Consider the following 12,812-nt stretch of genomic DNA (forward strand, 5'->3'; position numbering starts at 1 on the left):
AATATATGCCTAACCTGCAAACTGGTTAGCTCTGCTATGGTTTGGACGGTAAAAGAGGCAACTAAGGAGTGTGAAGACCAGGGTAATGGCTCCTAGGACCGTGACTGAAGTCTGGATATCTCCTGTCATGGAAATGGCTTGGCGCAGGCCATCTACAGCGTAGGTCATCGGAAGATAAGGATGCAGGGACTCGAAAATCTTGCCGCTAAGTTGGATAGGATAGGTGCCGGCACTACCACCTAGCTGAATCATCAGAAGTAGGAGGGCAAGGAAAGGACCAATCTTGTCATGAAGGGTGTTGAGAGCCGTTACGATAGCCATAAAGGTCAGGCTAATCAAAATCAACAGGCTAAAGACTTGACCAGGATGGTTAGCTTTCAATCCGAGTAGGTTGAGTGCCAAGAAAGCAAGAAGACTTGCAGCAAGCGCGATGACACCGTTGACGGCAAGACGTGCAGAGAGAAACTCACGGCGTGTCTTAGGTTGTCTTTGGGATGGAAGTTTTGAAAAGATGATATTGGTTGAAACGGCAGCAACATATAGGGCAACAGAGGCCATGTAGGGTGTCATACCGTATCCGTTAGTCTTGACGTTGTCCTTGTCAGTTTTAGTGATGCGAACAGGATTGGCCAAGGCAGTTGCATTGGTTTCGTTCGTGTTCAAACCAGAAAGTTTATCTGTGGCCGTGCCAAGACCAGTTGCTAAATCACTGGTCCCTGTCACCAGTGTCGCAAGTCCCGTAGACAGAGTTTGACTACCGTCTGCTAATTGTTGACTGCCAGACTGGAGTTGGCTGGTCCCATTGGTCAATTGTTCAGCGCCACTGACTAGGGTGCTTGAGTTTTGGTCCAGTTGGCTGGCACCTGAGACAATTTGGCTCACACCGCTAGTGAGTTGGCTAGAGCGGTCTGTTAGGGTTTGAGCACCGTCTGTCAGCTGGCTAGAGCTGTCGGCTAGTTTTTGACTACCAGCTTGGAGGGAATTTGAACCGTTAGAGACTTGGTCGCTTGACTGATTCAAGGTTTGGGCGCCTTGATTGAGCTGAGTGACGGCATTGGTGTAGCTGGTCACGCCTTGACTGAGAGCTGTAGCGCCAGCAGCCAGTTGACTTTGAAGTGTTTGTGTACCTAAAGCCACCTGTTGAGCACCAGGAAGGAGCTTTTGTGTCAAGGCCGTTTGTGCTGAATTCAGTCCATTTGTGAGGGTTGTCAGCGCGGTTTGAGATCCTGTTAAGACTTGGTCGGCTGAAGCTGACAGTTGGGTAATGGAGGTGCTTGGTGAAGCTGAGTTGAGTTGGCTCAGTTGGGTTTGAAGAGCCTGAATGTCCGCAGATAGACTTTCTAAGGCCCTGTCTGAACCGCTGTTATCTTGAGAGACTGCAGCAGTCAATTCAGCTTGCTGTTCAGCTGTCAGACTTTGGTAGGTTGCAGTTGCTTGTAAGGCTGTTACAGTTGCACTAGACTGTGTTTGCAGACTTGTCGCTAGTGTTTGTGTCTGTGTTGCCATGTCGGTTAATAAAGCAGTTAGAGTACTGGTATCTGCGGTCGCTGAAGCGGAGCTTGCCAATCCTTGGATAGCTTGATTGAGTTGGTTTAGTCCTGCTTGTAGTTGGCTGATTTGGCTGCTCTGCTCATCGGATAAGGTCATAGAAGTAGCCAGTGTCGTCAGCCCATCGCTAACTTGCTGGCTCCCATCAACCAGGGCTTGCACCTTGTCACTACTCATTGCGAGCTGATTGGCACCTGCTTGGAGTGCCCGGGACTGGCTATCCAGTTGGGAAAGGCCATTAGAGAGAGTGTTGACACCCGTGGTGTATTGGGAGAGTCCATTCGTAAAGGTGCCGATTCCACTATTGAGTGTCTGCACGCCATTACTATAGGTAGATAGCCCGTTTGACAGTGTAGCAACCCCGTTGGTGTAGGTAGTGATACCTGATGAAAGTGTGCCAAGCCCTGACGCTAGTGAATGCACGCCAGCCGTATAGGTTTTGAGCCCCGTTGTTAGCGTGAGGGTGCCATCCGCCAGAGTTTGACTCGAAGACGCTAGGGTTGTCAGGTTTTGAGTCAGAGTCTGTGAACCGGTGCTAGCGGATTCTGCACCCGTCTGGAGTTGATAGGCTCCGTCGGCGGCCTTGGTGAGTCCAATCCCCAAGGTAGAGAGATTGTCAAAGATGCTGGTCACATAGGTATCCGTCACCGATGTTGCCGTTTTTTGTTTGAGGGTCTGCATGGCAGAGTCGCTCATTTTTGAGGCGATAAAGCTATGGCCACTGCTTGTTTCGTAGGTGATGTTGGCCTGCTCGGGCTTGGTAGTCAAAAGCGAAGCAGCCTTCTTAGAGAGGTCTTTTGGCAAGGTAACGACCATGTAGTAGTCACCATTTTTGAGACCCCGTGCAGCCTCTTTTTGAGAGACAAAGTGAAAGTCTAGTGAGGGATTCTCCTTCATATTATCTACCATTTGTTGGCCAATCGTTAGTTCTTTACCTTGGTAGGTTGCTTTTTGATCAAGATTAACCACTGCTACAGGCAATTGGTCGACCTTGCCATAGGGATCCCACATGGAAGAAAGGAAGATTAGGATATAAAGGGCTGGAATGAGGGCAAGAACTGCCATCACAACCAACTGAAAAGGATGTTTTAGTAGGGATTTCCATTCGATTTTCATAAGAGCAGCCTCTTTCTAGATGATTTTGGTATAATAGCTATTATACGAATCCATTAGTGAAATGCAAGACAAAGGAAAGGTTTTTTGACACATTGTCAAAAAGTGTAAAAATGGCAGATAATCGCAAGCATCAGACTAGACGTAAGTTAGAAATGGCTTTGTCTGAACTCTTAAGTAAGCAAAATTTCAACCAGATTACGATCCAAGAAATCGCTCGACTAGCAGGTGTTAGTCGGGGTGGTTTTTACACGCATTTTCACGATAAGTATGATCTGATTGAGCAGTACCAGGCAAGGATTTTTGACCAGTTGGAAGGGATTTTTGCTCAACAGGAGATTGAACGTGGGGAGATTTTTCGGTTGGCCTTTGTGTTTTTACAGGAAGAGCCGCTTGCTGCTAGTCTCCTCAGCCCCAATGGAACATCTGAAATCCAGCTTTACTTTATTGCCAAATTTAGGCAACTAATCATCCAAGATGCCAAGCGTTTCCGCAAACTTAAACATCTAGATGATCAGGAACTGATCTATGGAGCAGCTTATTTTTCCAATGCCCTCTTTGGTTATTATCAAACCTGGCTGGTTAATGGGATGAAGGAGAGCCCTGAGGAGATGACGAGTCTCTTGTTGACATTATTGCCAGATCGTTGATATCAGAAAAACGCCTTCGAAGTGGGAGGCGTTTTTGGCTACGTTTAAAAGTTTTTGGATTTTTCGATAGTGGCTTCGATGGCAGAAATAGCAGAGGCTGCGAAACCTGTTTTTTCTAGGTCGACAAGACCTGCGATGGTTGTCCCACCAGGACTGGCAATCTTATCAATCATGCTAGTCGGGGTGTCGTCAGATAGCAGCAGATTCTCCGCTGTTGCGGCCATGGTTTGGGTTACCATAGCAATGGCATCTTGCTTGGTAAAACCGTGTTTCACACCTGCCATGGCAAAGGCTTCAAGTAAGGCCAGCATGTAGGCTGGGCTTGACCCTGCTAGGGCAGTAAAGGCATCAAAGTCTTTTTCTGGGAGAATAAAGGTTGTCCCAAAGGCATTTGTAATGCTTTGGGCAATCTCAAATAGTTGGTCAGACACCTGTTTATTCCGACAGATGGCAGTTGTTGATTTGAGTATCTGAGCATTGAGATTGGGCATGATGCGGATGATTGGTAGGTTTGAGTTGGTTAAGGAGGCCAATTTGTCAAGGCTGACACCAGCGCACATAGAGAGGATAGGTTTGTTGATGGCTAACTCACCAAACAAGTTTTCCAGCATCTGTGGCTTGATGCCAATGACGACTAGGTCAGCTTGTTGAATCAGATCTTGATGGTCTTTGGCGTAGGCTACTCCAAGAGCTTCAGCCTTGTCCTGACTAGATGCGACGGTTCGATCTGAGATGATGATGTCAAAATTGCTGGCTTTTAGGCCTGTGATGATAGCGCCAGCCATTTTACCGATGCCGATAAATCCGATTTTCATAGGAATAATGATAGGAGGAACTAACGGAGGAGTCCCCCTCCTTTCTAAACTTAATAGTTTTTGATAAGGTCAACTGTAGAACGGTCTAGCTTTTTCACGATGGCTTGAAGGAAAGCTTGGGCCTCATGGAAGTCATCCATGGCGTAGAGGGTTTGATGGGAGTGGATGTAGCGGGCACAGACCCCGATGGTTGTTGAGGGGATACCATGATTTTTGATGTGGGCAGCACCAGCATCTGTTCCACCCTTGGCTGGGTAGTACTGGTATTTAACACCAGTCTCTTCAGCTGTGGTCAGGAGGAAGTCACGCATGTTCTTCAGCATAATGTGACCTGGATCGTAAAAACGTAAGAGAGTTCCGTCGCCGATTTTACCCTGGTCACCATAGACGTCACCAGCAGGCGAGCAATCAACTGCGAAGAAGAGTTCAGGGTCGAATTTAGTTGTTGAAACATGAGCTCCACGCAGGCCAATTTCTTCTTGAACGTTAGCACCTGCAATGAGGGTGTGGCCGAGTTGCTGGTCTTTAAGATTTTCTAGGAGTTCTGTCACCATGAGGACACCAAAACGGTTGTCCCAGGCCTTTGAGATGATGTTTTTCTGGTTGGCGGTAAGGATGGCTTCAGACTGAGGGACGATGATGTCACCGGGCAAAATACCAAAGCTTTCAGCTTCAGCCTTGTCTGCAAAGCCACCGTCAAAGATAATGTCTTCGACGGCAGGTAGGTTAGCTCCGCCATTACCTCCACGGAGAAAATGAGGAGGGACAGAGCCTGAAATTAGAGGGATAGCCTGGCCTGTACGGGTGTAGAGGGTGAAGCGCTGAGAGCTGATGACGAGCGGGTTCCAACCGCCGATACTGACCGTACGAAGGGTACCGTCGGGTTTGATGGCAGTCACCATAAAGCCAACTTCGTCCATATGGGCAGCGACCATGATGCGAGGGGCTTGGCTGTCCTGGTGTTCACGAATCCCGAAAATCCCTCCAAGGCCGTCAGTCTCTACGCGGTCAACGAGGGGCGTGATGGTTTGGCGAAGATGGTCACGGACGCTATGCTCATAGCCTGCAATGCCATCAAGTTCGGTTAGGGTTTTAATCTTATCAAAAAGTGCTGTCATCTGTCTCACCTGGTTGCTAGCTTTCAATCTTATCTCGCTCTAGCAACCGTCCTTTCTGTGAGTATTATTATAGCAAAACTTAGCATAATGAGGGAGGATTTTGGCAATTTTATGGTAAAATAGGAGACATGAAGATGAAAAAGAAGAAATTTGCGCTGGTTACGGGGATTCTTAGTGCTTTGGGACTAGCTGCTTTTGTCGGCCATACCAAGCAGGTTCACGATCAAGAAAAACAGGAAGACCGTCTCAAGGAGGTCCGTACCTTTTTTGAGCCCATGGGCGCGATTAAGGTCCTCTATGTGACCAGCTACAATGCCAAGATGGATGTCATGATTGGTGGGCTGGTTTTTGAGGACGATGTAACCTTTACCTTCAGGGCCAAGAAGGGGCAAATTGATTATAAGGTGGAGGAGTAGGCATGTATTTTCCAAAAGATGAGCATGATTTAGGCCTGCAGATTCAGGCTTCTGGCAAGCAGGTTCTGTTTTTTACGGCAAATTGGTGTCCGGATTGCCATTTTATCCTGCCAGTCATGCCCGAGATTGAAGCCGAGAATCCGGAGTTTCGTTTTGTGCAAGTGGAACGGGATGACTTTATGGATGTTTGTCAGGCCTACAGTGTCTTGGGGATTCCGAGTTTTATTGTCCTGGAAAATGGTCAGGAAGTCGGACGTTTCGTCGATCGCAACCGTAAAACCAAGGCTGAGATTACAGCATTTTTGAAAAATTTTAAATAGAAAAGAGAGAGTCATGATTTTTGCGTATAATAAGGAACAGGTTGGAGATGTTCTCATGGTCATCTTGCAGGATACCAAGGACATCAAGCGTGATGTGGAGCGCAAGGGGCGTGTTGCCCGTGTCTTTGACGAAGCGGGCAAGACCTTGGCTTGGAACATCTTTGATGTATCAAAACTATTTGCCATTGGAGGAGCAGGGCAAGTCTTTTTGTCAGAAGAGCAAGTAGCAACCCTCAACGCTGAGTTGGCCAAGGAAGGTTTTACAGAGCAGTTGACAGCCAACCAAGGCCCAGTTCTGGTCGTGGGAGAAATTCTTGAGATGGTGGACCACCCAGACAGTGACCACCTGCATATCTGTCAGGTAGAAATTGGTCAAGATAGTCCGGTGCAAATCGTCTGCGGTGCGCCAAATGCTGCTAAGGGCCTCAAGACAGTGGCAGCCCTACCAGGTGCTATGATGCCAGATGGAAGTTTGATTTTCCCTGGCAAGCTCCGAGGGGAAGATAGCTTTGGTATGCTCTGCAGTGCGCGTGAATTGCAACTGCCAAATGCACCACAAGTCCGTGGGATTATCGAATTATCCGCAGATGCTGTTGCCGGTCAAGCCTTTGATGCGGACAAACATTGGACAGCATAAGACAAGTAAAAAGAAAAATCGCTCAGGGAAAAACCTGGGCGATTTTGTGGTGTTCAGCAATGAATGAGTGCAGAGAGATGTTCTTTTAAGCCTTGAGAGAGCTCTTTTTCTCTGTCAAGCTCAAAGTAGATGGCTAAGAGCATGTTTTCAAAGTTGAGATAGGAGTAGTACTCTTGTGCTGTTTCATCTGGAAAGTGGCTATTTTGTAGCCGATGGCAGAGCTGGTCTTTTGATAATTTCTCAGATATAAGAGTTGGACCAAGACACGGGCCAACCGTTTTTCTTCCCCAGCAGAAAAGACAGCTGTCTGCTGATGGAGAACCTTTAGAATGGCTTCCAAAATTTGTGGCATTCGCTCCTTTGGAAAGGCACTGTGAAGTCCTGTAAAAAGTAGTAAGTCTGCGCCGTGGGCGATGGCATGAGCCCAACCAAACTCTTCTGACCAGCCTGTGGCATCCGTCTCTGTATGCAGGTAACGAATGGCATCGGAAAAAATCCACTGTCGCTGATCTTCTGTCAACTTGTAAACATAGTCGCCTTGTTGGTCAACGTCTATTATGAGAGCCAATAGCAGAGCAGTAAAGGAGCGCGTCAAAGTAGCTTATCCTTGTTCTTCTTGTCGGAAGAAGAGGAGGTCACGCTCTAGTACTTCGTGGACCAACCACTGGAAATCTCCCAGTGCCATTCGTTGCTCCAACAAGGCATGATTAAAACTCTGGTAGACCAATTCATCACGGATAGTTGCGTCAGGGTCTCCAATGTGATTTAGCAACCAACGAATTTCTTCTGAGCTGTAGTTTTCTTGGGTCTGTAATTTTTTGTGTAAGGCTGTTTGCATTAGTTTTTCCTTTCTAGTTTGGTGTATTTAGAAAGGAACATTTGGGATTTTCCGCGTTAGTTTTTGACAGATAAACATTCGTTTTCCTCCTTTCTCAACCAGACATGCTGTAGAAAACTGATGTCTTTATAAGGTTTTTCATTGCAGACGGCGAGTTCAATAGTGGTCATCTTTTCCAGCCAGTCGGCCTCTGTTTTAAAAGTATTGGGTTGCAGACTATAAAAAGTACGAATGCCCTGATAATCTTCGAGTGCCAGCTGACTTATCTCGACCAGCTCTGCGATGTCATAGGTCTTGCCCTGGGCAAAAGATAGGCTCTTGAAGTCTCCGCCCTTGAGCAATTGCAGAGCGGTGTCCACATCATTTGAAAAGACCACACTTTGCAGGACCTTACCGACCGTGTTGTGCTTGATGATGGACAATTGACCACCAGGCTTGAGCAGGCGACGAAAGGCATTTAGATAAAGCGGACGTTCATCAGGGGCAATATACTCCAGAACATTGTGGCAGCAGATGAGGTCAAACGTTTCATCTGCTATATTATCTAGCTTTTCTAGGGAGCCAAGGATTTTGGTGAAAGTTTGTGCTTCATCGGCAAACAGCATTTCAGCATTGGGCTCGACAGCTGTAACGGTGTTGTGTTTGGACAGAAATTGACTAACTATCCCAAAACCAGCCCCAAAATCAAGTATGTTTAGTCCCTTGATATGAGCCAGTTGAGCCAGGGTAATCTCGTACTGAATCTTCCCCCAAGGTTGGGCTAGCATCTCACGGTAGGTGTCAATATTGGGCATGAAGGCCTCTTTTCTAGTAGATTAAACGGAAAACCGAACGACTGTATCACAACGTTTTTCGGTTTCTGGAGTCAAGTGATGGGTTACCATGAAAATCGTTTTGTCTAGAGATAATAATTGATTTTCGATGGTTTGGCGGAGGCTAGGTTCGACAGCTGATGTCGCCTCGTCCAGCAATAAGATGGGCTTGTCTGCCAGTAGAGCACGTGCCAAACAGAGACGTTGGGCTTGCCCGCCAGATAGTTCTTTTTGAGTGATGAAACTGTCTAAGCCTTTTGGAAGCTGAGCCCTCCAATCGGTTAAACCTAGCTGGTCTAGTATGTTACAAATACGATTGTCTGAAATGGCATGCCCCAGCGTGAGATTATAGCGTAAGCTGTCATCAAAGAGATAAGGACTTTGTGGAACAAGCGCTATCAGGTCATGCAGGCTATCCTCGGATAACTGTTGGCTATCGGCGGTATCCCAAGTGACTTGTCCTGTTTCTGGGACTCGTTCTTTGAGTAAGAGAGACAGTAGACTGGATTTACCTGAGCCAGATGGGCCGACTAGGGCCAATTTTTGACCTGGGGTTGCGACAAGGTCAGGGAGTGAAAGTGTAGCTTGGTCAGGAAAGATGAGGCTAGTTTGCTTTAGCTCTACTTGTTGCTGAAAGGTCGCTGGTTGTCCAGAACTCTTACGAGAATTTTCTAAGCTCTGCCATTTGTCAAAAATCGCCTGGCAGTTTTTAAGTTCGGCATAATTGGCAAAAAATCCGGTTAGACTTGCAAAAATAATGGAAGCAAAATAAGGAGCACTGGATACACTGCCAATCGGAACCAAATGGAGACTAAAGAGGATACCTGCCTGCACAATCATAGCGATTTGGCTGATAAAGCTAGTGCCGTTTTGCAAGGCCATCATCTGACCGAACGTCTTGGCATAGCTGATTTTACTGGAGGCATACTGGTCTCCACTGTGCAGAATGGTCTGTTCGATATGGTCTAATTTGTTGGCACCAAGCAGGATCCGAAAGCCACTTAGGCGATTGCTAATCTGGTGAATGAGTGCCTCATTTTTTTGCGTAAAGTCCACAGCTTTTTCAGCTAATGCCTGACTAAATAGCTTGGGAATGAGGGTCATCAAACCTGCAAATAAGCAGATAGATACCAGAAAACTAGGGTGGTACACAATCAGGGTTCCGACCCCTAAGAGAATATTGAAGGCCTGGCTGAGCATGTATTCTAGGACCTCAAACCCCATGTCGTTAATGGTTTCTAGGTCGTAGGTTAGCCAAGAGACGTAGGTTTCCTGGCTCTGCTGTTGAAAATCGGAAAGACTGGGGCCACCCAAGCGTTTGGTCAAGTCAGAGCGCATGAGCTGGTTCATTTCTTGAATGGCTTTTTCCTTGGCTGGATTAGAATAGTTAATCTGCACCATCCAAATGAGATTCACCACTAATTGAACACCACACCAAAATAGAAAAGTCGACAGATTGAGACTGACAAGGCTGGTCAAGGCCTGTGCACTGGCTAGCCCGTTTCCAAGAACACAGAGAGAGTTAAGAGCAATCCAAAAAAGCACAATCAAGGACTGCTTGCGACAACGTAAAAGATATGAAGTAATGGACATTGTTTTCCTTTCGTGAAAGAGTCAAGCTCTTTCTGAGAGAGGCCAAAAGGCAGAGAGAGGAAAACAGGAAATCCGTTTTAGCGAGGAGTAACCTGTCTTCCTATGGAGACGAATAGGGTAACTGTATTGTTCATTTTTAGCATAAGTTCTGTCCTCGCTTTCGTTTTGAATATGGACATTATACCATTTGAAACCGCTTTGAACAAGGTTAGTTGGGACTCTCTAGATTTGATTTGCAAAAAATTGTTAAAAAAATCATCTTAAATTGTTAAAAATACCTTCCCTTACGAATAATAAGACAGGAGGTAAATAAATGTTAAATAAAGTTATTTTGATTGGTCGCTTGACAGCGACACCTGAGATGGTCAAGACCCCATCTGACAAGAATGTTACCCGCTGTACTGTGGCTGTGAATCGTCGCTTTAAGTCAGCGAGCGGTGAGCGTGATGCCGACTTTGTGCCCGTTGTTTTCTGGGGTAAGCAGGCTGACACTCTAGCATCTTATGCCACTAAGGGGAGTTTGTTATCCATTGATGGTGAATTGCGGACGCGTCGCTATGAAAAAGATGGTCAAACTCACTACGTGACCGAAGTTCTTGGTCATGGCTTCCAGCTTTTGGAGAGCCGGGCCCAGCGAGCCATGCGTGAGAATACAGTCGCTGATGATTTGGCAGACCTGGTTCTCGAAGAGGAGGAATTGCCGTTCTAAGATTGGGCACATGAATTCCGATCGACTCTAATTTATAGGAAAGTCAGATTTTACGGGTCTGGCTTTTTGTGATTTTTGGAAAATAGCAGAGCGATATTTTGACCAACTTTTTTCTTGACTATTTCTGACCAAGTGCTAGAATAAGAGGTATGAATTAGCACTTATAAGTATAGAGTGCTAACAAGGCCTGGAGGAGATGTAGGCATCTTTCCAGAGTTATCAAATGATGGAGGAATCTGATGTTAACACCATTAGGCGACCGTGTGGTCGTAAAATTTGAAGAAAAACAAGAACAAACAGCAGGAGGCTTTGTCCTAGCAGGCGCTAGCCGTGAGGCTACGAAAAAAGCAACTGTTGTTGCCATCGGGGAGGGCATCCGCACCCTGACAGGTGAATTGGTGGCACCTAGCGTAGCTGTTGGCGATACCGTCTTGGTCGAAAGCCACGCTGGTATCGAGGTTAAGGATGGAGATGACACCGTATCAATTGTCCGTGAAGCAGACATTATCGCGATTGTAAACTAGAAAGAGGTAGCAAATGGCAAAAGAAATCAAATTTTCAGCAGATGCCCGTGAGGCCATGGTCCGTGGCGTGGATATTTTGGCAGATACTGTTAAGGTAACCTTGGGCCCTAAAGGCCGCAATGTGGTCCTTGAAAAGGCTTTTGGTTCACCGCTCATCACTAATGACGGCGTGACCATCGCCAAAGAAATCGAACTGGAAGACCACTTTGAAAACATGGGTGCTAAACTCGTGTCCGAAGTAGCCTCTAAAACCAATGATATCGCTGGTGACGGAACGACGACTGCAACAGTATTGACCCAAGCAATTGTCCGTGAAGGCTTGAAAAATGTGACGGCAGGTGCCAATCCAATCGGTATTCGCCGCGGGATTGAAGCAGCAGTTGCGACAGCGGTAGAAGAGTTGAAAGCTATCGCTCAGCCCGTTGCCAACAAAGAAGCCATTGCCCAGGTTGCGGCGGTGTCTTCTCGCTCTGAAAAGGTCGGCGAGTACATTTCTGAAGCCATGGAACGCGTTGGCAAGGACGGTGTGATCACCATCGAAGAGTCACGTGGAATGGAGACAGAACTCGAAGTCGTGGAAGGCATGCAGTTTGACCGCGGCTACCTGTCTCAGTACATGGTGACCGACAGCGAGAAGATGGTGGCGGATTTGGAAAATCCATTCATCCTCATCACCGATAAGAAAATTTCAAACATCCAGGACATCTTGCCCCTGCTTGAGGAAGTCCTCAAGACCAGCCGTCCACTCCTCATCATTGCAGATGATGTAGATGGTGAAGCCCTACCAACCCTTGTCCTCAACAAGATCCGTGGAACGTTCAATGTGGTTGCGGTTAAGGCGCCAGGCTTTGGTGACCGCCGTAAGGCCATGTTGGAGGATATCGCAATTTTGACAGGCGGTACTGTCATTACTGAGGATCTCGGCTTGGACCTCAAGGATGCGACTATGATGGCGTTGGGACAAGCTGCGCGTGTCACAGTGGACAAGGACAGCACCGTCATCGTGGAAGGCGCTGGTGACAGCTCTGCCATTGCCAACCGTGCCAACCTCATCAAGTCTCAATTGGAAACAACGACTTCCGAGTTTGACCGGGAAAAACTCCAAGAACGCCTGGCTAAGTTGGCTGGCGGTGTCGCAGTTATCAAAGTCGGTGCCGCAACAGAAACCGAACTCAAGGAAATGAAACTCCGCATCGAAGACGCCCTCAACGCAACCCGTGCTGCAGTTGAAGAAGGCATCGTTGCAGGTGGGGGAACAGCCCTTGTGACGGTCATCGAAAAAGTCGCTGCCCTGGAAGCAGAAGGTGATGAAGCTACAGGCCGCAATATCGTTCTGCGGGCCTTGGAAGAGCCAGTCCGTCAAATCGCAGCCAACGCAGGCTACGAAGGTTCTGTCGTCATCGACAAGCTCAAAAACAGCCAAGCAGGTACAGGTTTCAACGCTGCAACAGGCGAGTGGGTAGACATGGTCGCTTCAGGAATCATTGATCCTGTCAAGGTGACCCGTTCTGCCCTGCAAAATGCAGGCTCTGTTGCCAGCCTCATCTTGACCACAGAAGCAGTTGTGGCCAACAAACCAGAACCAGCCACCCCAGCTATGCCGGCCGGTATGGACCCAATGGGTGGTATGGGGTATTAAGGACATTTTAGTGACAAAAAAAGATAAAATAAGTCCTTGAGATTTTCTTATCTTATTTAATTAAAATTATCAGACATCTC

14 protein-coding genes are annotated in these 12,812 nt (G+C 47.2%); 7 read left to right on the top strand and 7 right to left on the bottom strand.

What is annotated here, in order from left to right; genetic code table 11:
* Positions 1 to 9: 9 nt before the first annotated feature.
* Entirely contained in the window at positions 10 to 2,664 is a 2,655-nt protein-coding gene (locus ACFORF_RS07075) for a YhgE/Pip family protein (RefSeq protein WP_380426762.1), read from the bottom strand.
* Between the two features lie 110 nt (positions 2,665 to 2,774).
* Here ACFORF_RS07075 and ACFORF_RS07080 point away from each other — a divergent pair, with 110 nt between their 5' ends.
* The gene (locus ACFORF_RS07080) at positions 2,775 to 3,311 is read left to right on the top strand and encodes a TetR/AcrR family transcriptional regulator (RefSeq protein WP_380426764.1); all 537 of its coding nucleotides are present in this window, start codon (positions 2,775 to 2,777) and stop codon (positions 3,309 to 3,311) included.
* Between the two features lie 44 nt (positions 3,312 to 3,355).
* Here ACFORF_RS07080 and proC read toward each other — a convergent pair whose 3' ends face one another.
* Positions 3,356 to 4,126: a pyrroline-5-carboxylate reductase gene (gene proC / locus ACFORF_RS07085; protein WP_380426766.1), complete on the bottom strand. Its 771-nt coding sequence runs from the start codon at positions 4,124 to 4,126 to the stop codon at positions 3,356 to 3,358.
* A 50-nt stretch (positions 4,127 to 4,176) separates the two neighbouring features.
* Positions 4,177 to 5,244, bottom strand: coding sequence for a glutamyl aminopeptidase (gene pepA / locus ACFORF_RS07090; RefSeq protein ID WP_380426768.1), 1,068 nt, complete (start codon positions 5,242 to 5,244; stop codon positions 4,177 to 4,179).
* 134 nt (positions 5,245 to 5,378) lie between these two features.
* Between pepA and ACFORF_RS07095 the strand changes: the two genes are divergently transcribed.
* Genes ACFORF_RS07095 through ytpR form a run of 3 tightly spaced genes read left to right on the top strand, consistent with a single transcriptional unit; the run spans position 5,379 to position 6,617 of the window.
* Positions 5,379 to 5,660, top strand: a complete 282-nt coding sequence (locus ACFORF_RS07095; RefSeq protein ID WP_380426770.1) for a DUF4651 domain-containing protein — start codon at positions 5,379 to 5,381, stop codon at positions 5,658 to 5,660.
* Between the two features lie 2 nt (positions 5,661 to 5,662).
* Positions 5,663 to 5,980 carry a thioredoxin family protein gene (locus ACFORF_RS07100; protein ID WP_380426771.1) on the top strand — a complete coding sequence of 106 codons (318 nt, stop codon included), beginning with the start codon at positions 5,663 to 5,665 and terminating at the stop codon, positions 5,978 to 5,980.
* A gap of 13 nt (positions 5,981 to 5,993) precedes the next feature.
* A complete protein-coding gene (gene ytpR, locus ACFORF_RS07105; RefSeq protein WP_380426773.1) occupies positions 5,994 to 6,617 on the top strand; it encodes a YtpR family tRNA-binding protein in 624 nt (207 codons plus the stop codon).
* 133 nt (positions 6,618 to 6,750) lie between these two features.
* Here ytpR and ACFORF_RS07110 read toward each other — a convergent pair whose 3' ends face one another.
* From ACFORF_RS07110 to ACFORF_RS07125, 4 genes are read right to left on the bottom strand one after another with little or no spacing between them, the layout of a single operon-like run.
* On the bottom strand, positions 6,751 to 7,212 hold the full coding sequence (locus ACFORF_RS07110; protein WP_380426775.1) for a DUF2785 domain-containing protein: 462 nt from the start codon (positions 7,210 to 7,212) through the stop codon (positions 6,751 to 6,753).
* Between the two features lie 6 nt (positions 7,213 to 7,218).
* Entirely contained in the window at positions 7,219 to 7,455 is a 237-nt protein-coding gene (locus tag ACFORF_RS07115) for a hypothetical protein (RefSeq protein ID WP_380426777.1), read from the bottom strand.
* A gap of 56 nt (positions 7,456 to 7,511) precedes the next feature.
* Positions 7,512 to 8,249 (bottom strand): class I SAM-dependent methyltransferase, encoded by a 738-nt coding sequence (locus ACFORF_RS07120; RefSeq protein WP_380426779.1) that lies wholly within the window; start codon positions 8,247 to 8,249, stop codon positions 7,512 to 7,514.
* A gap of 21 nt (positions 8,250 to 8,270) precedes the next feature.
* Complete coding sequence (locus ACFORF_RS07125; RefSeq protein WP_380426781.1) at positions 8,271 to 9,860, bottom strand: ATP-binding cassette domain-containing protein; 1,590 nt, start codon at positions 9,858 to 9,860, stop codon at positions 8,271 to 8,273.
* A 313-nt stretch (positions 9,861 to 10,173) separates the two neighbouring features.
* Here ACFORF_RS07125 and ACFORF_RS07130 point away from each other — a divergent pair, with 313 nt between their 5' ends.
* The 3 genes from ACFORF_RS07130 (at position 10,174) to groL (ending at position 12,732) form a co-directional block, all read left to right on the top strand.
* Entirely contained in the window at positions 10,174 to 10,569 is a 396-nt protein-coding gene (locus tag ACFORF_RS07130; protein ID WP_380426783.1) for a single-stranded DNA-binding protein, read from the top strand.
* A 239-nt stretch (positions 10,570 to 10,808) separates the two neighbouring features.
* Positions 10,809 to 11,093, top strand: coding sequence for a co-chaperone GroES (gene groES, locus ACFORF_RS07135; RefSeq protein WP_380426785.1), 285 nt, complete (start codon positions 10,809 to 10,811; stop codon positions 11,091 to 11,093).
* Between the two features lie 13 nt (positions 11,094 to 11,106).
* Positions 11,107 to 12,732 carry a chaperonin GroEL gene (groL, locus tag ACFORF_RS07140; RefSeq protein ID WP_380426787.1) on the top strand — a complete coding sequence of 542 codons (1,626 nt, stop codon included), beginning with the start codon at positions 11,107 to 11,109 and terminating at the stop codon, positions 12,730 to 12,732.
* Positions 12,733 to 12,812: the final 80 nt, after the last annotated feature.

The organism is Streptococcus caprae (assembly GCF_042649745.1).
GTDB lineage: Bacteria > Bacillota > Bacilli > Lactobacillales > Streptococcaceae > Streptococcus > Streptococcus caprae.